Consider the following 19402-nt stretch of genomic DNA (forward strand, 5'->3'; position numbering starts at 1 on the left):
TAACAGTGCAGATAATCCTGATTATCAGAATGATTGTGGCGCGGTATCAGCAAGGAGGCAAGCACAAGCGACATCGAGGCTTCAGGACATGACGACCACCAGTGACGAACGGGGCCAACGGACCTCATTGCGAAATTTCGGCGGCGCAGGTGCCGGTAGGAAATCCACCGACAAAGCCACCGGCAAGGACTCCCATCGCTGGAAGGTGCTGGGGGTCGGAGTCGCCGCCAACGGCAGCTTCGCCGCGGCCTTGACCGGGCTTCCGGCGACGGCCGTTTCCATGCGGGCCGATTACGGGCTGGCGGCGACTGATCTGGGGCTGGTGATCGGGGTCATGGGGCTGGGGGTCGCCGGCAGCGAGTTGCTGTGGGGAATGCTGACCGACTGGTGGGGCGACCGCAAGGTGCTGCTGACGGGCCTCGGCCTGACCGGCATGGTGCTGGCGCTCATGGCGCTGTTGGTTTCGCCGGTGCCGGGCCACATTCCGTCCACCATGCTTCTCGCGGGCGCCTTCCTGCTGGTCGGCATGATCGGCGGCAGCCTGAACGGGTCGAGCGGGCGGGCGGTCATGGCGTGGTTCGGCGAAGGCGAGCGGGGATTCGCCATGAGCGTCCGGCAGATGGCCTTGCCGGCGGGCGGTGCCGCCGGGGCGTTGATCCTTCCCCCGCTCGCCGAGGGAGTCGGATTCCAGGGCGTCTACGGCACGCTGGCGGCGCTCTGCCTCATCACCACCGGCTTCGTGTGGCTGTGGGTGAGCGAACCTCCCGTGATGGCGGCGAAGATGACGGCGGGGACCGCTTCGCAAATATCCGGAAAGGGACCGCTGCGAAACGGACAGGTTTGGAAAACGGTCTTCGGCATCGGGGCGTTGTGTATTCCGCAGGTGGCGGTCGTGACCTTCGCGGCGATCTTCTTGAACGATGTCGGTCATCTCGGCACCGCTGCGGTGAGCGCCAGCATCGTGGCGATTCAGCTTGGTGCCGCCGTCGTCCGTGTTTGGAGCGGCCACTTCACCGACCGTCGCGGCAATCGCCGGCCGTTCCTCAAGGCATGTGCCTTGCTGACCGCCGTCGTCTATTGCGTGCTGGCCGGCTTCGTTGCGATCGACAGCGCTCTGCCGGAGCCCGGCGGTGCGTTCGTTGTGGCGGTGGTCGTCGCCCTGGTCGCCGGCGGGGTCGTCGCGTCCAGCTGGCACGGCATCGCCTTCACCGAACTCGCCAGCATCGCGGGCATCGCGAATACCGGCACGGCTCTCGGCCTCGGCAACACCTTCGCCTTCGGTGCCTACTTCCTCGCCCCGCTGGCGATCCCCCATGTCCTTGAACGGGCGAACTGGAGCGGGGTGTGGCTGGCGGCGGCCGTGGCGGCGCTGGCGGCCTTTATCCTGTTCCCGAAGGTGGCGCCGGTGGAAAAGCGTTGATGGGCCGGAAGGGAGAACCGGTCACGGGCGACGCAAGGTCACCACGAGAACGTCACGGAAGGCGGGTTGGCCCGGGTCGGCGGGTTCCACTGGGGTCACGCCATGGAACACCCGCGCGTCGTTCAGCACCGCCGATTCCAGCGGATGGCGCAGGGTGAAGCTTCCCAACGGGTGGCCATTGAGATCGTGGATTGTCGTGGTGCCGCTCGCGATGTTCTCGCGCCGGATCAGCATCACCAGGACCCAGTCGACGCCGTCCCGATGCATGCCTTCGGGCGTGGGTTGGGCAGCCTCGCCCGCGCGCGCCTCGATGCGAAACTGATGAACTTCCGTGTGCCAGACCTCGGGGCGGACGTCGGGCGGCGTCAACGGATCGAACAGGGCGAAGCTGGTCGCCAGGATCGCGCGCAGGGCGGGATGCGCCGCGATTCCGTCGGTGACGGGTTCGAACCAGCGTTCGATTCCGCCGTTGAGCGGGTTGTAGTCGCGGCTCTGGTAATGGGGCTGGTGCGGCTTGCGCCGGATGTCCCCGGCCGAAAGGGCAAAGGCGGCATGACGCCGCCGCCGGTAGCGGCCGCCGTCCGCCATGTAGAGATCGAGGCCCAGGTCGTCCCAACTGCGGCTGAAACCTTCCCAGTCCGCCAGAGCGGCCTCGCCGAGCAGAACCCGCATGTCGGGCGCCTGGATGAACGAGAATCCGTTCGCCGCGATCCCGTCCCGCACCTGTTGAGTCAGCGTATCCATGTCAACTCCCTGTCGCCGGCCTTGAAGCCCCGGCGAAATCTCAAATCGGATAGTGTCCGCCCAGAGTCTCGGACAGCCGGCGGCCGGCGGTCAGCAACAGGGGCGCCATCACCGCAACGCGGTCCTCGGTGAAGCGGGTCAGCGGACCCGACAGGGTCAGGGCGCCGATCAGCCCCTCCCGCTGGGAAAAGACCGGCACGGCGGCGGCCCCGGTTTCCGACTCGCGCTCGCCGAAGGAGCGCAGGGGAAGGGCGGCGAAGTCGGCCGCCGATACCGTCCCGGCGAAGCGGGTGAGCACATGGCCGGCGGCCCCCCGGTCCAGGGGCAAGCGGTCGCCTTCATGGACATGGTCGCGGATCGCCTGGGTCGAATCCTCGCGGAACGCGCAGATACGCCATGCCCCTTCGCGCCGGAAGAAGGACGCGCTTTCCCCGCTTTCCCGCATCAGCTGGCGCAGCACCGGTCGGACATGATCCTCCAGCCGCAGCGAACGCTGGTAGAGCCCCCCCAGCCGCATCAGTTCCGGGCCGAGCCGATAGGACTTGTCCTGATGGCGGACCAGATAGCCGGCCTTCTCCAGCGACACGGTCAGCCGCAGGATGGTGCTTTTATAAAGACCGGTCCGCGCAGCGATCTCCGTCAAACTCAGGGCGTGATCGCCTGCCTGGAAGCAGCCGACGATGCTCAGCGCCCGGTCGACGGACTCCACCCCGCCGGAGGATGCGGTCGTCATGTTGGCCTTCGCATCGGTCATATCGCGTCCTTTGTTGGCTGATGGGCCATAAGCATCCTCGGCGCGCATTTTTCCCCGACACCACCATTGTACGTCAAGGATGGCCGGTACAAGGCCCTGGCTGAAAAAAGTGAGGAGGCGAATGGTTCGGGCTTGACGCATTTGGCACGCCTATGTTCTCTTAGATGAAACACGGTTCTATCTAACAGAACTTCTGCGAGGCGAAGGGTGGAACGCTACAAGCTGTTCATCGACGGGGACTGGTGCGATCCGGTTTCCAACGAGTGGTTCGAAACGACGGAGCCCTTTTCGGGGCGGGCCTGGGCGGAGATCCCGCGCGGCATGCAGGCCGATGCCGACCGCGCGGTGGATGCGGCGCACCGCGCCTTCCTGTCGCCGGAATGGGCCGGGCTGACCGCGACCCAGCGCGGCGCCCTGCTGCGCCGGCTGGCCGAGCTGATCGAGGCCAATGTCGACCGGCTGGGCGCCATCGAGCAGCGCGACAACGGCAAGTTGATGGCCGAAGTCAGCGGGCAGGTGCGGAACGTCGCCCAGTGGTTCCATTACTATGCCGGCCTCGCCGACAAGGTTCAGGGCGCGGTCGTGCCGATCAACAAGGCCGACGTCTTCAACTATGTGAAGTACGAGCCGCTCGGCGTCGTCGTCGCCATCACGCCGTGGAACTCGCCGCTGGCGCTGACCACCTGGAAGATGGCGCCGGCGCTGGCGGCCGGGAACACCATCGTCATCAAGCCGTCGGAATACACCTCCGCCTCCATCCTGGAGTTGGCGAAGCTGGCGCATGAGGCGGGATTCCCGCGCGGCGTCGTCAACGTCGTCACCGGTTTCGGCGCGGAGGTGGGCGAGCCGCTAGTGCGTCATCCCCTGACCGCCAAGATCGCCTTCACCGGCGGTGACATCGGCGGCCAGCGCGTCAACGAAGCCGCGGCGCCGGGCCTGAAGAAGGTGACGCTGGAGTTGGGCGGCAAGTCGCCGAACATCGTCTTCGACGACGCCGATCTCGACCAGGCGGTGAAGGGGGCCATCTCCGGCGTGTTCGGCGCTTCGGGTCAGACCTGTATGGCCGGCTCGCGCCTGTTGGTCCAGAAGACCATCCACGACGCCTTCATCGAGAAGCTGGTGGCGGCCGCCGGTGAGGCGCGCATCGGCGACCCGTCGAAGATGGACACGCAGATCGGTCCCATCGCCACCCGTTCGCAATGGGAGAAGATCCTGCGGATGATCGAGATGGCGAAGGAGGAGGGTGCGGTCTGCGCGCTCGGCGGCCATGCCCTGTCGGGGCCTGACTACGGCCAGGGGCAGTTCGTGGCGCCGACCATCTTCACCCAGGTGCGCAACGACATGCGCATCGCCCAGGAGGAGGTGTTCGGCCCGGTCCTCTGCGTCATTCCCTTCGAGGACGAGGATGATGCGCTGCGCATCGCCAACGATGTCGAGTTCGGTTTGGCGGCCGGCGTGTGGACCCGAGACCTGCACCGCGCCATGTACTGCGTCGACCGGCTGCGCGCCGGGACGGTGTGGGTGAACAACTATCGCTCGACCAGTTTCACCACGCCCTTCGGCGGTTACAAGCGCTCCGGTCTCGGCCGCGAGGGCGGCGTGGGGGCGATCAAGGAATATCTCCAGACCAAGAGTGTCTGGATCACCACCAAACCCAACCGCGCCAACCCCTTCGTGCTCGGCTGAGGCCGGGCCTGCGAAGGGAGCCCTCCGGGAGCATTCCCATGTCCGAAGCGACCATCGATAGCGCCACCGGCTGGTGGCGGACATCGATCATCGACATCCATCCGGGCTCGATCCGGGTGCGCGGCTACGCCATCGAGGAGTTGATCGGCACGATCGGCTTCTCCGACATGGTCTGGTTGATGCTGCGCGGCGAGTTGCCGACACCGGCGCAGGGCCGGCTGTTGGGTGCAGCACTGGTGGCGGCGGTGGACCACGGTCCTCAGGCGCCGTCCATCGCCACAGCCCGTATGGCTGCCACCTGCGGCGTCGGACTGAACAATGCCATGGCGTCCGGAATCAACGCACTGGGCGACGTCCATGGCGGCGCCGGCCAGCAATGCATCGATCTCTACGCCGCCGTCGCCGCCCGCATGGCGGACGGCATGTCCGTGGCCGGGGCGGCGGAGAGCGAGATCGCCGCCCGGCTGGAGCGGCGCGAGCATATCCCCGGCTTCGGCCATCGCTTCCATCCCGTCGATCCGCGCGCCGGCCGGCTGCTGGCCCTGGTCGAGGAGGCGAGAGGGGAGGGCGCCGTGACCGGAGAGGCCGCCGCCATCGGCCGCGCGGTGGAGGATGCGCTTGCTGCGCGCAAGGGCAAGCGGCTGCCGATGAACATCGACGGCGCCACCGCCGTGGTCTTCGCCGAACTCGGCTTCCCGGCGGGGCTCGGGCGCGGGCTGTTCGTGCTGTCGCGCTCGGTCGGCATCCTGGCGCACGCCTGGGAGCAGTCGCAGCAGGGCGGCCGCATCAAGGGACCGATGCCGCCGTCCATTCCCTACCGCTATGACGGGGCGTCGCCGCGTCCAGTTGCAGGAGACGGCGCATGACCGACCAACCCCTTGGCAAAAAGCTTCCCCTGGCCGGCGTCAAAATCCTCGATTTCGGCCACACGGTGATGGGTCCGTCCTGCGCGATGATCCTCGCCGATCTCGGCGCCGACGTGGTGAAGATCGAGCCGGTGCCGAACGGCGAGCCGACCCGCCATCTGAAAGGCTTCGGCACCGGCTATTTCGGCTATTTCAACCGCAACAAACGCTCCATCGCCGTCGACCTGAAGACGCCGGAGGGCCGCGACATCGCGCGCCGTCTGGTTGCCGAGGCCGATGTACTGGTGGAGAATTTCGCCCCCGGCACGATGGAGCGGCTGGGGTTGGGCGCCGACGCGCTGGCCCGCCTCAACCCACGCCTGATCTATGCCAGCCTGAAGGGATTCCTCGACGGCCCCTATGCTGGCCGCCTTGCGCTCGACGAGGTGGTGCAGATGATGACCGGGCTCGCCTATATGACCGGGCCGAGCGGCCGGCCTTTGCGGGCAGGCACCTCGGTTGTGGACATCACCGGCGGCATGTTCGCGGTCATCGCCATCCTGGTGGCACTGCGCGAGCGTGAGCACACCGGCAAGGGCCAGACCATCGAAACCGCATTGTTCGAGACCACGGTGTTCCTGATGGGGCAGCATCTCTGCTACGCCGCCCAGTCGGATGGGCCGATCCCGCCGATGCCGGAGCGCGTGTCGGCCTGGGCGGTCTATGAGACCTTCCGCACCGCCGGCGGCCGGCCGATCTTCGTCGGCATCACCACCGACAGCCATTGGGAGCGCTTCTGCGCCGTCATCGACCGGCCGGACCTGCGCGACGATCCGGACTTCCGCACCAACAACGACCGCATCGCCGCCCGGCCGCGCCTGCTGCCACTGTTGACGGCGCTGTTCGGCAGCCTGTCGATGGAGGAGGCGGTGTCGGTGTGCGAGCGGGCCCGCATTCCTTTCGCGCCCATCGCCCGGCCGGAGGATCTGTTCGAGGACCCACATCTGCGGGCGACCGGCGGGCTGATGCCGACAACCCTGCCCAACGGGGTGCGGACCGCGCTGCCGCGGCTGCCGATCCACGTGGCGGACACCGATCTGGCGATCCGCCGTGACCCGCCGCGCATCGGTCAGGACACGCGCGCGGTGCTGGCCGAACTCGGCTACGGTCCGGCGGCGATCGAGCAGCTGACGGAGGCCGGAATCGTCGTCGCCGACAGCGAAACCGACAGCAATCAACAGCGCCTCGCGGGATGATGCGGGACAGGTCCGGAGAGGAAAGAAATGACGGAGGAAACACGGATGTCTGAGCACGCGATCAGCGATCTGGTCATCGTCGGCTGCGGAATCGCCGGGCTTTCGGCGGCGGTGACGGCGCTGCAGGCCGGCCTGTCGGTCACCCTGCTGGAGCGGGCGCCCGAGGAGGATTTCGGCGGAAACTCGCGCTGGACTGAAGCCTATATGCGGATGAAGAACGATTCGGAGATCGCCGACGATTTCGAGGAGCATTTCGCCGCAAATGCCGGGCTGAACATCGACCCCAACGTGCTGGCCGCCGCCGCCGAACCCTACGAGCATTGGCCGGACTATGTGAAGGCCCACCCCTTCCCCGATCCGGAGGTGATCTCCCGCTTCGCCGAGCGGGTGACGCCGACCATCGCCTGGCTGAAGGGCTTCGGCCTGCGTTTCGAACCGCAGCCGATCTATCTGCTGACCCAGAACACCCAGCGCATCGCGGCGCAGGGCGGCGGCCTCGCCCTGATCGAGCGCCTGATGGCGGAGGCGAAGGCGCTGGGCGCCCGCGTGCTCTACCGCACCACCGCGCTCGATCTGCTGCGCGACGACCAGGGCCGCATCGGCGGCGTCTATGCCACCGGGACGGACGGGCTGCGCGTCGCCATCCGGGGCCGGTCGACGATCCTGGCATCAGGCGGCTATCAGGGCAATCCGGAGATGATGACCCGCTACATGGGCCAGCGCGCCAAGCATGTGCGGCCGGTGGCGCGCGGCGGCTACTACAACCGGGGTGAAGGCATCCGCATGGCGCTCGACGCCGGGGCGGCGGCGGCCGGCGATTTCGGCTCCTACCATGCCGAACCGGTCGACCCGCGGTCGCGCCAGCCGGAAGCGGTGATCTTCATCTGGCCCTATGGCGTGCTGGTCAACAAGCGCGGCGAGCGCTTCCTCGACGAGGCGCCGGGCACCGCCGACGCGACCTACGACCACATCACCCGCATCGTCGCCGATCAGCCGGACGGGATCGCCTATGTCCTGTTCGACGATCAGGTGGAGGACATCCCGCGCTGGCGCACCAGCATCCGTAGCGACGTGCCGGCCATCGAGGCGCCGACGCTCGAAGCGCTGGTCGAAAAGCTGGGCCTGCCGCTGGACGCCACGCTGGCGACGGTCGCCGCCTACAACACCGCCTGTCCCGCCGATGCCTCCCGCTTCGACCCGACGCGGGTGGACGGTCTGGCGACCACCGGGCTGAACCCGGCGAAGACCAACTGGGCGCGCCCGCTGACCAAGGGTCCGTTCCGCGCCTTCCCCATCGTCTCGGCCAATTGCTTCACCTTCGGCGGATTGAAGGTGGACGTCGATGCCCGTGTGCTGGACGGCAACGGCCGGCCGATGCCGGGACTCTATGCGGCAGGCGAGACGGTCGGCCTCTATCACCAGGTCTATACCGGCTCGACCTCGGTCCTGCGCGGCGCGGTGTTCGGCCGGCTGGCCGCCCAGCATGCCGCCGCGTCCAGGGATGCCGGCTGAGCATCCAGAAAGCTGGCCATCCATAAAAACGCCCTAGGGAGGAATTGATGAACCGTTACGCCGTGACGGCGGCCGTCGCCGCCTGCCTGTTTGCCCACACCTTGTCCCAGCCGGCGCTCGCGCAAAGCGCCGCCTACAGCGATGGCAAGATCAAGATCGGCATCCTGACCGATCTGTCGGGCCAGCTGTCCGACAGCACCGGGCAAGGCTCGATCACTGCCGCGCAGATGGCGGTGGAGGATTTCGGCGGAGCCGTCAACGGCACGCCAATCGAACTGATCTTCGCCGATCACCAGAACAAGGCCGACGTCGGTGCCTCGACGGCACGGCGCTGGTACGACGTCGATCAGGTCGACGCCATCATGGACGTGCCGAATTCCGCCGTGGCGCTGGCGGTGCAGCAGATCACCAAGGAGAAGAACCGCGTCGCCATCTTCTCCTCGCCGGCCAGCTCTGACCTGACCGGCAAGGCCTGCACGCCGAACGGCATCCACTGGACCTACGACACCTATGCGCTGGCCCATGTGACCGGCGAAGCGGTGGTGGCCTCGGGTTTCGACAGCTGGTACTTCCTGACCTCCGACTATGCCTTCGGCCACGCGCTGGAGCGTGACACCGGCGCCGTCGTCGAAAGCCAGAAGGGCAAGGTGGTGGGAAGCGTCAGGATGCCGGCCAACAATGCCGACTTCTCCTCCTTCCTGCTCCAGGCCCAGGCGTCGCCGGCCAAGGTCGTGGCGCTCGCCACTGCCGGTGCCGACACCCAGAACGCCATCAAGCAGGCGGCGGAATTCGGGCTCGGCCAGTCGGGCAAGAACATCGTGGCGCTGCTGCTCGCCATCAGCGAGGTCCACGCGCTGGGCCTGCCGGCGACGCAGGGCATCATGCTGACGACGCCCTTCTATTGGGACATGAACGACGAGACGCGCGCCTTCTCCAAGCGCTTCTTCGAGAAACGCAAGGCGATGCCGACCTTCTACCAGGCCGGCGTCTACGGCGCGGTCAGCCATTACCTGAAGGCGATCAAGGCCGCCGGAACCGACGCCGCTCCCACCGTCATGAAGACGATGAAGGAGACCCCGGTGAACGACTTCATGACGAAGAACGGCACCGTGCGCGAGGACGGCCGGGTGCTGCGCGACATGTATCTCTTCCAGGTCAAGACCCCGGCCGAGTCCAAGTCGCCCTGGGACTATTACAAGCTGGTCCGCAGCATTCCCGCCGACCGCGCCTTCCGGCCGCTGTCGGAAAGCGACTGCCCCCTGGTCAAGAAGATGTAGCCAGCGCTCCGCAAGGCTCGGAGGCTGGTGAAGCATAACCGATGGTAATGCGCTGCTTACATAAATGAAGTTGAGCCGGGGGGCGAATTGCTTAGGGTTCCCACCGAATCCGCCGCAGCCCTCCCGGTGGTGGCGCCCTTTCCCCCTTACCGGACAGCATGACGATGGAGCGGATATCGGCCGCCGAAACCAGCCTGAGCGGGGGCGACCCGGCGACGGGTGAAATGGTGATGTGTGGGCATCGACTGCCCGACCTGATCGACCGGTCCTATGAAGACGTCGTGGCGCTTCTGTGGGACGCAGAGATCCCGGCGCAGATGAGCCCGGATGCGCTTGGGGAGGCGCGGCGCGAAGCCTTCACGCGGCTGTCTCCCCAATTTGCGGCCATGCCGTCCGATCTCACGGTGATCGAGCTCCAGCGCTGTCTGTTGGCCTCGCTGCCGGGAGGCGCGGTGACGCCGCTGCTGCTGGTGGCGGGGGCCGCCGTCGCCGCCGCTTCGGCCATTCGGCTGGTTCACGGACAAAATCCGGTGGCGCCGGACCGCTCCTTGCCGCATGCCGCCGATCTGCTGCGCATGATCCATGGTGCCGCGGTCGGCGAGGCGGAAATGCGGGCGCTGGACCGCTATCTGGTCGCGATGGTCGATCATGGCGTGAACGCCTCGACCTTCACCGCCCGCGTGGTCGCCTCGACCGGGGGCGGCTTGTCGGCCGCCGTCGTGGCGGCACTGGGCGCGCTGGAGGGGCCGCTGCATGGTGGTGCGCCAGGGCTCGTCCTCGACATGTTGGACGCCATCGGTGAGCCGGACCATGCGGACGTCTGGGTGACGGATGCGCTCGACCGGGGGGAGCGCCTGATGGGCTTCGGGTCGCGGGCCTACCATATCCGCGATCCTCGCGCCGATGTCATGAAGGACAGCCTGCTGGCTCTGCAGCGGTCCGGCGCGAGCCGGGCACCCGAGGGTCGGCTCGCCTTTGCCGAAGCGGTCGAGCGGACGGTTCTTTCGGTGATGGCGTCGCGTCGTCCTGAGCGGCCCCTGCACACCAATGTGGAATTTTACGCCGCCCTGCTGCTGGAAGCGCTCGGTGTGCCGCGTGCCGGCTTCACACCGCTCTTCGCGGCCAGCCGCGCGGCCGGATGGGCGGCGCATGTGCGCGAACAGGAACGGACCGGACGCATGCTGCGGCCGACATCACGCTATGTCGGCCCGCCGCCGGACGGCCGACCCAAGACCGGGAGAGGACAGGAATGACCACCGGACCCACCGACGACATCATCCTGGAAGCGCGTGGTTTGACGAAGGAGTTCAAGGGGTTCGTGGCGGTTCGGGATGTGAACCTGCAGGTTCGCCGCGGCACCATCCACGCGCTGATCGGCCCAAACGGCGCCGGCAAGAGCACGGTGTTCAACCTGCTGACCAAGTTCCTCACCCCCACGCGCGGCCAGATCCTCTACAAGGGCCGCGACATCACCCGCACCAAGCCGGCCGACATCGCGCTGATGGGGCTGGTCCGCTCCTTCCAGATCTCGGCCGTGTTTCCGCACCTCAGCGTGCTGGAGAATGTCCGCGTCGCCTTGCAGCGGCCGCTCGGCACCAGCTTCCATTTCTGGAAGTCGGAGTCGTCGCTCTACGACCTGCATGACCGGGCTTTGGAACTGATCGAGGCGGTGAATCTCACCCCCTGGGCCGGCCACACCGCCGCCGAGCTGCCCTATGGCCGCAAGCGCGCGCTGGAGATCGCCACCACCCTGGCGCTCGACCCGGAGGTGATGCTGCTCGACGAGCCGCTGGCCGGCATGGGCCATGAGGACATCGAAGGCACCGCCGCGCTGATCAAGCGGGTCGCCGCCGACCGCACCGTGCTGATGGTGGAGCACAATTTGTCGGTCGTCGCCCACCTGTCGGACACCATCACCGTGCTGCGCCGCGGCGAAATCCTGGCGGAGGGGCCGTACGAGGTCGTCTCCAGGAACCCGCAGGTGATGGAAGCTTATATGGGGACCGGACATGCCTGACGGGATGCACACCAAAACCGCCATGCTGGAGATCGCCGACCTGCACGGCTACTACGGCGAAAGCCATGTGCTGCACGGCGTCAGCCTGGAGGTGCGCCACGGCGAGGTGGTGACGCTGCTGGGCCGCAACGGCGCCGGCAAGACCTCCACCATGCGCGCCATCATGGGGATCATGGGCAAGCGCACCGGCTCCATCCGCTTCCAGGGCACCGAGCTGATCGGCATGGCCCAGCACAAAATCCCGCGCCTTGGCATCGGCTATGTGCCGGAGGAGCGCGGCATCTTCTCAAGCCTCAGCGTCGACGAGAACCTGACGCTGCCCCCGGTGGTGAAGGACGGCGGCATGACGGTGCCGCAGATCTACGACCTGTTCCCCAACCTGAAGGGCCGCGGCTCGACGCAGGGCACCCGCCTGTCGGGTGGCGAGCAGCAGATGCTGGCAATCGCCCGTATCCTGCGCACCGGCGCCACCCTGATCCTGCTGGACGAGCCGACCGAGGGCCTCGCCCCGGTCATCATCGAGCAGATCGGCGTCGCCGTGCGGGCGCTGAAACAGCGCGGCTTCACCATCGTGCTGGTGGAGCAGAACTTCCGCTTCGCCGCCACCATCGCCGACCGCCATTACGTGATGGAGGAGGGCCATGTGGTGGACATGATCCCCAACGACCAGCTCGAAGCCAACATGGACAAGCTCCACACCTATCTCGGCGTGTGAGCGGGAGAGAGACGCCCGATGTCCCAACTGCTCGGCATTCCGCCGCAAGCCCTGTTCGGCCAGCTTCTGCTCGGCCTGATCAACGGCTCCTTCTATGCGCTGCTCAGCCTGGGGCTGGCGGTGATCTTCGGTATGCTCAACGTCGTCAACATGGCGCATGGCGCGCTCTACATGGTCGGCGCCTTCGTGGCGTGGCTGCTGCTGAGCTATGCCGGCGTCGGTTACTGGGGGGCGCTGGTGCTGGCGCCGCTGGTGGTCGGCGCCGTCGGGCTGGTTCTGGAGCGCACCATGCTGCGCCGGCTCTACAAGGTCGACCATCTCTATGGCCTGCTGCTGACCTTCGGGCTGGCGCTGATCTTCGAGGGCGCCTTCCGCCACCAGTATGGCGTGTCGGGCCAGCCCTATCCCATTCCCGACCTGCTGAAGGGCGGCACCAACCTGGGCTTCATGTACCTGCCGACCTACCGCGGCTGGGTGGTGGTGGCATCGCTGCTGGTGTGCCTGGGCACCTGGTTCGCCATCGAGCGGACCAAGCTGGGCGCCTATCTGCGCGCGGCGACGGAAAACCCGACGCTGGTGCAGGCCTTCGGCATCAACGTGCCGGTGATGGTGTCGCTGACCTACGGCTTCGGCGTGGCGCTGGCCGGTCTGGCCGGGGTGCTGGCGGCGCCGATCTATCAGGTGTCGCCGCTGATGGGGTCGAACCTGATCATCGTGGTGTTCGCGGTGGTGGTGATCGGCGGCATGGGGTCGATCCTTGGCGCCATCGTCACCGGCCTCGGGCTGGGGCTGCTGGAGGGGCTGACCAAGGTCTTCTATCCCGAAGCGTCCAACATCGTGGTGTTCGTCATTATGGCCGTGGTGCTGATGGTGAAGCCGGCCGGCCTGTTCGGACGGGAGAGATAAGCCATGACCATGCAAACCCGCGACACACTGCACGAAGGCCTTGTCATGTATGGCGGCTCGCCGAAGATCCTGCTGACCGGGGCCGGGCTGCTGCTGGCGATCCTGGCGCCCTATGTCCTGTATCCCGTCTTTCTGATGAAGGTGCTGTGCTTCGCGCTGTTCGCCTGCGCCTTCAACCTGCTGATCGGCTTCGCCGGCCTGCTCAGCTTCGGCCATGCCGCCTTCTTCGGCGGGGCGGCCTACATCGCCGCGCATGTGGTGAAGGAATGGGGCTGGGCACCGGAATTCGGGCTGCTCGCCGCCACCGTGGTCGCCGGGCTGCTGGGGCTGGTCTTCGGCCTGATTGCCATCCGCCGGCAGGGCATCTATTTCGCCATGATCACGCTGGCGCTGTCGCAGATGGTGTTCTTCCTGGCGCTGCAGTTGCCCTTCACCCATGGCGAGGACGGCATCCAGGGCGTGCCGCGCGGCCTGCTGTTCGGGCTGTTCGACCTCAGCCAGCCGCTGACCATGTACTATGCCGTGCTGGCGATCTTCGTCGCCGGCTTCGCCCTGATCTGGCGCACGGTGCATTCGCCCTTCGGCCAGGTGCTGAAGGCGATCCGCGAGAACGAGCCGCGCGCGGTGTCGCTCGGCTACCGCACCGACCGCTACAAGCTGGTCGCCTTCGTGCTGTCGGCCTCGCTGGCCGGGCTGGCCGGCGGGACCAAGGCGCTGGTGTTCCAACTCGCCAGTCTGACCGACGTGACGTGGCAGATGTCGGGCGAGGTGGTGCTGATGACGCTCTTGGGCGGCATGGGCACGCTGTTCGGGCCGGTGGTGGGTGCGGGACTGGTGGTGACGCTGGAAAGCTACCTCGCCGCCACCAGCCTGCCGGTGCCGGTGGTGATCGGCTGCATCTTCGTCGTCTGCGTCCTGCTCTTCCGCCGCGGCATCGTCGGCGAACTGATGCACCGGCTGCCTGGAAAGGGGAATCGCTGATGTCCCGCCTCAATGGTAGGCGCCTGCTGCTGCGCCACAGGATTCCCGGCGCGCTGGTGGGCGCCGCGGTGGTCACTGCGATCCTGCTCGGCGGCTTCGCCTACTCCGCGGCATCGAGCCGCCTGCGCGCGGCGGCCGGCGAAAAGCTGGTGGCGCTGGCCGATGCCCGCGCCGCCAGCGTGCGGTCCTACATCGACGGTCTGGAGGGCGACGTCGTGCTGACCGCCAACACGCGGTCCATGCGCGATGCAGCGGTGGCCCTCGTCAACGGTTGGCGGATCGAAGCCGACCGTGGCGATCCCACCGCCCTGCTGCGCAAACGCTATGTCGACGACAATCCCTATCCGGCGGTCGAGCGCTACAAGCTGGAGAAATCGGCCGACAACGCCATGTACGACACGGCGCATCTGCGCCTGCATGGCTGGATGAGCGATCTCATGCAGCGGCGCGGCCTGGCCGATGTGCTGCTGGTGGCGCCGGACGGCACCGTCCTTTACAGCGCAGCCAAGGGCGACGATTTCGCCAAGCCGGTCGCCGAAGGCCCGCTGCGTCGTCTCGTGGATGGCATCACGGCGGGCACTATGGCCGGTGAGGCGATGATCGCCGACTTCTCGCCCTATGCCGCCGGCAAAGCCGCCTCCGCCTTCCTGGCGGCGCCGGTCGCCCTTCGGTTCCCGGATGGTCGCCAACAGATTCTGGCGACGCTGGTTTTCAGGATCGAAGCGGGCGGGCTCGACCGCATCATGCTGGCGAGCGACGGCATGGGAGAAACTGGAGACACCTTCCTGGTCGGCGAGGATGGTCGTCTGCGCAGCACGCCGCGTTTCTCCGGCGGGCAGGGCATATTGGCGCCTTATGACAGCCCCGTCGTCGCGGCGGCAAAGGCCGACCCCGATCATATCGGCGTTATGGAGGCCACCCGCTTCGGCGGCAGCTCTCCGGCGCTCGCCGCCTATCGGCCGGTGAGCCATGACGGACTGCATTGGCTGGTGCTGGCCGAGGCGTCGGTCGACGAAATCCTGGCTCCTGTCCGCGCCATGCGCAACCAGATGACCGGGGTGGGCGCCGCCCTGCTCCTGGTCGTCAGCCTCGCCGGAATCCTGCTGGCCCGCGGCATCGTCCGGCCGTTGACGGCCATGTGCGTGGCAATGCAGCGCCTCGCCGAGGGCGATCGCCAGTTGGAGATCCCCGCCACCGAAAGGGGCGACGAGATCGGGCGAATGGCCGGCGCCATGCAGGTCTTCAAGGAGGCACTGATCCGTGCTGACGCGCTCCATGCCGAACAGGAGCGCGTCCGTGCCCTGCGCGACGAGCGGGCGCAGGAACTGGAACGGATGACGGCGGATTTCGACCAGCGTGTCGGCGGCATCGTCCGGGCGGTGACCGCGGCGGCCGAGGGGCTGGAGGCGACGGCACGCTCGATGAGCATCGGTGCCGACCGCACGCTTAGTGAGGCGACCGGCGTCACCGCCGCGGCCGACGAGACCGCAGCCAGCGTCGGCACAGTGGCGTCGGCGGCCAACCAGCTGAGCGCCTCGATCACCGATATCAGCCGCTATATCGATGAATCCGGCCGCATCACTCAGGCGGCCGTCGGGGCGACGGCCGAGGCCGGGGAGACCATGCGCGTGGTGGTGGAGACGGCCGGCCGCATCGGCGCGGTGGTCCAACTGATCCACGACATCGCGGCCCAGACGAACCTGCTGGCGCTGAACGCCACCATCGAGGCGGCACGGGCGGGCGAGGCCGGCAAGGGCTTCGCCGTCGTCGCCGGCGAAGTGAAGCATCTGGCGGCGCAGACCGCCAGGGCGACCGACGAGATCGGCAGCCAGATCGCGACCATGCAGTCGGTGACAGACGGTGCCGCCGCCGCCATCGGCCAGATCGTCGCGGTGATCCAGGACATGGGCCGCATCTCCGGCATCGTCGCCGAAGCGGTGGAGGAACAGGAAACGGCGACCGCGGAGATCGCCACCAATGCCGCCCAGGTCGCCAAGGCCACCCAATCCGTCACCACCATCATCGACAGCGTCGCGCGGTCGGCCGACACCACCAAGACCGCGGCGGGGGACGTGCTGAGCGCCTCCAACGATCTCGCGCGGCAGGCGGGGGACCTCCATCAGGAGATCAACCGCTTCCTTGCCGACATCAGAGCCGCATAAGGATGCAAACCATGAAGATCCTCGTCCCCGTGAAGCGGGTCGTCGACTACAACGTCAAGATCCGCGTCATGGCGGATGGCAGCGGCGTCGAGACCGCCAACGTGAAGATGAGCATGAACCCCTTCGACGAGATCGCCGTCGAAGAGGCCGTCCGCCTGAAGGAAGCCGGCACGGCGACAGAGATCGTCGTGGTCTCCGTCGGCCCGGCCCAGGCGCAAGAGACGCTGCGTACCGCTCTCGCTATGGGGGCAGACCGCGCCATCCTGGTGCAGACCGACGTGACGACCGAACCGCTCGCCGTCGCCAAGGTGCTGAAGGCACTGGTCGAGAAGGAAGCGCCTGGGATGGTGATCCTCGGCAAGCAGGCGATCGACGACGACTGCAACCAGACCGGCCAGATGCTGGCCGCGCTGCTGGGCTGGGGCCAGGGCACCTTCGCCTCCAAGATCGTTGCCGGTGACGGCAAGGTCGCGGTGACGCGCGAGATCGACGGCGGTCTGGAGACGGTGGAGCTGAAGCTGCCGGCGGTGGTCACCGCCGACCTGCGCCTGAACGAGCCGCGCTATGCTTCGCTGCCCAACATCATGAAGGCGAAGAAGAAGCCGCTGGAGACCGTCACGCCGGACGCGCTCGGCGTCGATGTGACGCCGCGGCTGAAGACGGTCAAGGTGGCCGAGCCGGCGAAGCGTCAGGCCGGCATCAAGGTGCCGGACGTCGCCACGCTGGTCGACAAGCTGAAGAACGAGGCGCGGGTGATCTGAGCGCCGGCTCCGGTGCCCCCACCCTAACCCTCCCTCGCCCAGCGGGGGAGGGTCGGGGTGGGGGCAAGTCTCCGCACTGCCAACACTCCGCCCGACAGAGGAATCTGCCATGCCCATCCTGATCCTCGCCGACCACGACAACGCCAGCCTCAAGCCCGCCACCGCCCACGCGGTGACCGCCGCCGCCAAGCTCGGCAGCGACATCCACCTCCTCGTCGCCGGCCGCAACGCCGCCCCGGCCGCCGAGCAGGCCGCCAAGCTGGCTGGCGTCGCCAAGGTGCTGCTCGCCGACGATGCCGCCTACGAGCACGCCATGGCCGAACCGGTCGCGGCGCTGCTGGTGTCGCTCGCCCCCGGCTACAGCCATGTCCTCGCCGCCGCCACCTCCGTCGGCAAGAACGTGCTGCCGCGCGTCGCGGCTCTGCTCGACGTGGCGATGATCTCCGACATCACCGCCGTGGTTTCCGCCGATACCTTCGAGCGGCCGGTCTATGCCGGCAACGCCATCGCCACCGTGCAGTCGGCCGACCCGGTGAAGGTCGTCACCGTCCGCACCACCGCCTTCGAAGCGGCGGCAGCCACCAGCAGCGCCCCGGTCGAGGGCATCGCCGCCGTGGCCGATCCCGCCCTGTCGAGCTTCGTCTCGGCCGAGCTGACCAAATCGGAGCGTCCGGAGCTGACCGCCGCCCGCATCGTCATCTCCGGTGGGCGCGGCATGCAGTCGGGCGACAATTTCCCGATGCTGGAGGCTCTGGCCGACAAGCTGGGTGCCGCAGTGGGTGCCTCGCGCGCCGCCGTGGACGCGGGGTTCGTGCCGAACGACTATCAGGTCGGCCAGACCGGCAAGATCGTGGCGCCGGAGCTGTACATCGCCGTCGGCATATCGGGTGCGATCCAGCACCTCGCCGGCATGAAGGACAGCAAGGTGATCGTCGCGATCAACAAGGATGAGGAAGCGCCGATCTTCCAGGTCGCCGACTACGGCCTTGTCGCCGACCTGTTCAAGGCCGTGCCGGAGCTGCAGCAGGCGCTGTGATCGGGCGTCAATCGCTCACAGGAAAAGGGCGCCTCCCGACGGAGGCGCCCTTTGTTCTGAAGAAACAATCCCTGCTACACCCGTTCAAGCAGCAGTGCGATGCCCTGGCCGACACCAATGCACATGGTGCACAGGGCGTACCGGCCACCGCGCAGCTCCAGTTCGATCAACGCGGTGGTAGCCAGCCGCGCTCCGGACATCCCCAGCGGATGGCCGAGCGCGATGGCGCCGCCATTGGGATTAACCCGCGGATCGTCATCCGCCAGTCCAAGCTCCCGAAGACAGGCAAGGCCCTGTGCGGCGAACGCTTCGTTCAACTCGATCACGTCGATGCGGTCGAGCGGCACGCCGGTGCGGTCGAGCAGGAGCCGCACCGCCGGGACCGGTCCGATTCCCATCACGCGCGGCTCGACGCCGGCCACCGCCGCGCCGACGATGCGGGCACGCGGCGTGAGGCCATGACGCCTGGCTGCCGTCTCTCCGGCGACGATCAGCGCCGCCGCGCCGTCGTTGATGCCGGACGCATTGCCGGCGGTTATCGTACCGCCGGGACGCACCACCGGCTTCAGCGCGGCGAGCTGGTCGAACGTGGTGTCCGGCCGCGGATGCTCGTCGGCCATCACCTCGGTGATCGTCCCCTTGCGACCGGCGACCGGCACGGCGATGATTTCCCGTGCTAGGCGTCCGCTGCGCTGAGCGGCGGCGGCCCGCTGCTGCGAGCGCAGGGCGAAAGCATCCTGATCGTCGCGGGCGATGCCATACCGTTCGGCCACCGTCTCGGCGGTTTCCGGCATGGTGTCAACGCCGTGCGATGCCTTCAGACGCGGGTTGACGAAGCGCCAGCCCATCGTGGTGTCTTCCAGCCGCATCGCACGGGAGAAGGCGCTGTCGGCCTTGCCCATGACGAAGGGCGCGCGCGACATGCTCTCCACGCCGCCGGCCAGGAGCAGGGATTGTTCACCCGCGCGCACGCCGCGCGCCGCGAGCGCGATGGCGTCGAGCCCCGATCCGCAAAGGCGGTTCACTGTGGTGCCGGGAACCGTTTCGGGCAGACCGGCCAGCAGGACCGCCATGCGTGCGATGTTGCGGTTGTCTTCCCCCGACTGGTTGGCGCAGCCCAGGATCACGTCGTCGATCGCCGACGGATCCAGGGACGGGTTGCGGTCGAGCAATGCCCGCAGGGGGATGGCGGCGAGATCGTCGGCGCGCACCGGCGCCAGCGCGCCGGCGTAACGCCCGATTGGCGTGCGCACGGCGTCGCACAGAAATGCTTCGGTCATGGGCTGGGTCTTCCGGTGTCCGCAACCTTCGGGGGTGGAGCGGGCGCGTT

General features: G+C 67.7%; 17 protein-coding genes. 14 read left to right on the forward strand and 3 right to left on the reverse strand.

Annotated features, from left to right (window positions below):
* Positions 1–88: 88 nt before the first annotated feature.
* Positions 89–1420 carry an MFS transporter gene (locus tag M5E06_RS15320; protein WP_252138897.1) on the forward strand — a complete coding sequence of 444 codons (1332 nt, stop codon included), beginning with the start codon at positions 89–91 and terminating at the stop codon, positions 1418–1420.
* A gap of 21 nt (positions 1421–1441) precedes the next feature.
* Here the strand turns inward: M5E06_RS15320 and M5E06_RS15325 are convergent, their stop codons facing one another.
* Both M5E06_RS15325 and M5E06_RS15330 read right to left on the reverse strand, forming a co-directional pair.
* A complete protein-coding gene (locus tag M5E06_RS15325) occupies positions 1442–2164 on the reverse strand; it encodes a 2OG-Fe dioxygenase family protein (RefSeq protein ID WP_252138898.1) in 723 nt (240 codons plus the stop codon).
* A gap of 40 nt (positions 2165–2204) precedes the next feature.
* Entirely contained in the window at positions 2205–2918 is a 714-nt protein-coding gene (locus tag M5E06_RS15330; RefSeq protein ID WP_158282454.1) for an IclR family transcriptional regulator, read from the reverse strand.
* Between the two features lie 207 nt (positions 2919–3125).
* Here M5E06_RS15330 and M5E06_RS15335 point away from each other — a divergent pair, with 207 nt between their 5' ends.
* From M5E06_RS15335 to M5E06_RS15395, 13 genes are all read left to right on the forward strand, one after another.
* Positions 3126–4604 (forward strand): aldehyde dehydrogenase, encoded by a 1479-nt coding sequence (locus M5E06_RS15335; RefSeq protein WP_252138899.1) that lies wholly within the window; start codon positions 3126–3128, stop codon positions 4602–4604.
* A gap of 38 nt (positions 4605–4642) precedes the next feature.
* Positions 4643–5470: a citryl-CoA lyase gene (locus tag M5E06_RS15340; RefSeq protein WP_252138900.1), complete on the forward strand. Its 828-nt coding sequence runs from the start codon at positions 4643–4645 to the stop codon at positions 5468–5470.
* Positions 5467–6705, forward strand: a complete 1239-nt coding sequence (locus M5E06_RS15345) for a CaiB/BaiF CoA transferase family protein (RefSeq protein WP_252138901.1) — start codon at positions 5467–5469, stop codon at positions 6703–6705. Before M5E06_RS15340 ends, M5E06_RS15345 begins: the two co-directional genes overlap by 4 nt.
* 45 nt (positions 6706–6750) lie before the next feature.
* Positions 6751–8217: an FAD-dependent oxidoreductase gene (locus M5E06_RS15350; RefSeq protein ID WP_252138902.1), complete on the forward strand. Its 1467-nt coding sequence runs from the start codon at positions 6751–6753 to the stop codon at positions 8215–8217.
* Between the two features lie 47 nt (positions 8218–8264).
* Positions 8265–9494, forward strand: coding sequence for an ABC transporter substrate-binding protein (locus M5E06_RS15355; protein WP_252138903.1), 1230 nt, complete (start codon positions 8265–8267; stop codon positions 9492–9494).
* Between the two features lie 164 nt (positions 9495–9658).
* Entirely contained in the window at positions 9659–10747 is a 1089-nt protein-coding gene (locus M5E06_RS15360; protein WP_252138904.1) for a citrate synthase, read from the forward strand.
* A complete protein-coding gene (locus M5E06_RS15365; RefSeq protein ID WP_252138905.1) occupies positions 10744–11511 on the forward strand; it encodes an ABC transporter ATP-binding protein in 768 nt (255 codons plus the stop codon). Before M5E06_RS15360 ends, M5E06_RS15365 begins: the two co-directional genes overlap by 4 nt.
* Entirely contained in the window at positions 11504–12226 is a 723-nt protein-coding gene (locus tag M5E06_RS15370; RefSeq protein WP_252138906.1) for an ABC transporter ATP-binding protein, read from the forward strand. The genes M5E06_RS15365 and M5E06_RS15370 overlap by 8 nt, the downstream gene beginning before the upstream one ends.
* Before the next feature lie 18 nt (positions 12227–12244).
* Positions 12245–13132, forward strand: a complete 888-nt coding sequence (locus M5E06_RS15375; RefSeq protein ID WP_252138907.1) for a branched-chain amino acid ABC transporter permease — start codon at positions 12245–12247, stop codon at positions 13130–13132.
* Positions 13133–13177: 45 nt separating this feature from the next.
* Positions 13178–14113 carry a branched-chain amino acid ABC transporter permease gene (locus M5E06_RS15380; protein ID WP_252139359.1) on the forward strand — a complete coding sequence of 312 codons (936 nt, stop codon included), beginning with the start codon at positions 13178–13180 and terminating at the stop codon, positions 14111–14113.
* Positions 14113–16275: a methyl-accepting chemotaxis protein gene (locus M5E06_RS15385; protein ID WP_252138908.1), complete on the forward strand. Its 2163-nt coding sequence runs from the start codon at positions 14113–14115 to the stop codon at positions 16273–16275. The genes M5E06_RS15380 and M5E06_RS15385 overlap by 1 nt, the downstream gene beginning before the upstream one ends.
* Positions 16276–16286: 11 nt before the next feature.
* Complete coding sequence (locus tag M5E06_RS15390) at positions 16287–17036, forward strand: electron transfer flavoprotein subunit beta/FixA family protein (RefSeq protein WP_252138909.1); 750 nt, start codon at positions 16287–16289, stop codon at positions 17034–17036.
* A gap of 109 nt (positions 17037–17145) precedes the next feature.
* Positions 17146–18072: an electron transfer flavoprotein subunit alpha/FixB family protein gene (locus M5E06_RS15395; RefSeq protein WP_252138910.1), complete on the forward strand. Its 927-nt coding sequence runs from the start codon at positions 17146–17148 to the stop codon at positions 18070–18072.
* Between the two features lie 74 nt (positions 18073–18146).
* Here M5E06_RS15395 and pcaF read toward each other — a convergent pair whose 3' ends face one another.
* Positions 18147–19352, reverse strand: a complete 1206-nt coding sequence (gene pcaF / locus M5E06_RS15400; protein WP_252138911.1) for a 3-oxoadipyl-CoA thiolase — start codon at positions 19350–19352, stop codon at positions 18147–18149.
* Positions 19353–19402: the final 50 nt, after the last annotated feature.

The organism is Azospirillum sp. A1-3 (assembly GCF_023806445.1).
Taxonomy (GTDB): Bacteria; Pseudomonadota; Alphaproteobacteria; order Azospirillales; family Azospirillaceae; genus Azospirillum.

Excerpts from the sequence above, each read along its gene's own strand:
- M5E06_RS15320 (WP_252138897.1), top strand. The coding sequence starts at position 89 with ATGACGACCACCAGTGACGAACGGGGCCAACGGACCTCATTGCGAAAT.
- M5E06_RS15325 (WP_252138898.1), bottom strand. The coding sequence starts at position 2,164 with ATGGATACGCTGACTCAACAGGTGCGGGACGGGATCGCGGCGAACGGA.
- M5E06_RS15330 (WP_158282454.1), bottom strand. The coding sequence starts at position 2,918 with ATGACCGATGCGAAGGCCAACATGACGACCGCATCCTCCGGCGGGGTG.
- M5E06_RS15340 (WP_252138900.1), top strand. The coding sequence starts at position 4,643 with ATGTCCGAAGCGACCATCGATAGCGCCACCGGCTGGTGGCGGACATCG.
- M5E06_RS15345 (WP_252138901.1), top strand. The coding sequence starts at position 5,467 with ATGACCGACCAACCCCTTGGCAAAAAGCTTCCCCTGGCCGGCGTCAAA.
- M5E06_RS15350 (WP_252138902.1), top strand. The coding sequence starts at position 6,751 with ATGTCTGAGCACGCGATCAGCGATCTGGTCATCGTCGGCTGCGGAATC.
- M5E06_RS15355 (WP_252138903.1), top strand. The coding sequence starts at position 8,265 with ATGAACCGTTACGCCGTGACGGCGGCCGTCGCCGCCTGCCTGTTTGCC.
- M5E06_RS15360 (WP_252138904.1), top strand. The coding sequence starts at position 9,659 with ATGGAGCGGATATCGGCCGCCGAAACCAGCCTGAGCGGGGGCGACCCG.
- M5E06_RS15365 (WP_252138905.1), top strand. The coding sequence starts at position 10,744 with ATGACCACCGGACCCACCGACGACATCATCCTGGAAGCGCGTGGTTTG.
- M5E06_RS15370 (WP_252138906.1), top strand. The coding sequence starts at position 11,504 with ATGCCTGACGGGATGCACACCAAAACCGCCATGCTGGAGATCGCCGAC.
- M5E06_RS15375 (WP_252138907.1), top strand. The coding sequence starts at position 12,245 with ATGTCCCAACTGCTCGGCATTCCGCCGCAAGCCCTGTTCGGCCAGCTT.
- M5E06_RS15380 (WP_252139359.1), top strand. The coding sequence starts at position 13,178 with ATGTATGGCGGCTCGCCGAAGATCCTGCTGACCGGGGCCGGGCTGCTG.
- M5E06_RS15385 (WP_252138908.1), top strand. The coding sequence starts at position 14,113 with ATGTCCCGCCTCAATGGTAGGCGCCTGCTGCTGCGCCACAGGATTCCC.
- M5E06_RS15390 (WP_252138909.1), top strand. The coding sequence starts at position 16,287 with ATGAAGATCCTCGTCCCCGTGAAGCGGGTCGTCGACTACAACGTCAAG.
- M5E06_RS15395 (WP_252138910.1), top strand. The coding sequence starts at position 17,146 with ATGCCCATCCTGATCCTCGCCGACCACGACAACGCCAGCCTCAAGCCC.
- pcaF (WP_252138911.1), bottom strand. The coding sequence starts at position 19,352 with ATGACCGAAGCATTTCTGTGCGACGCCGTGCGCACGCCAATCGGGCGT.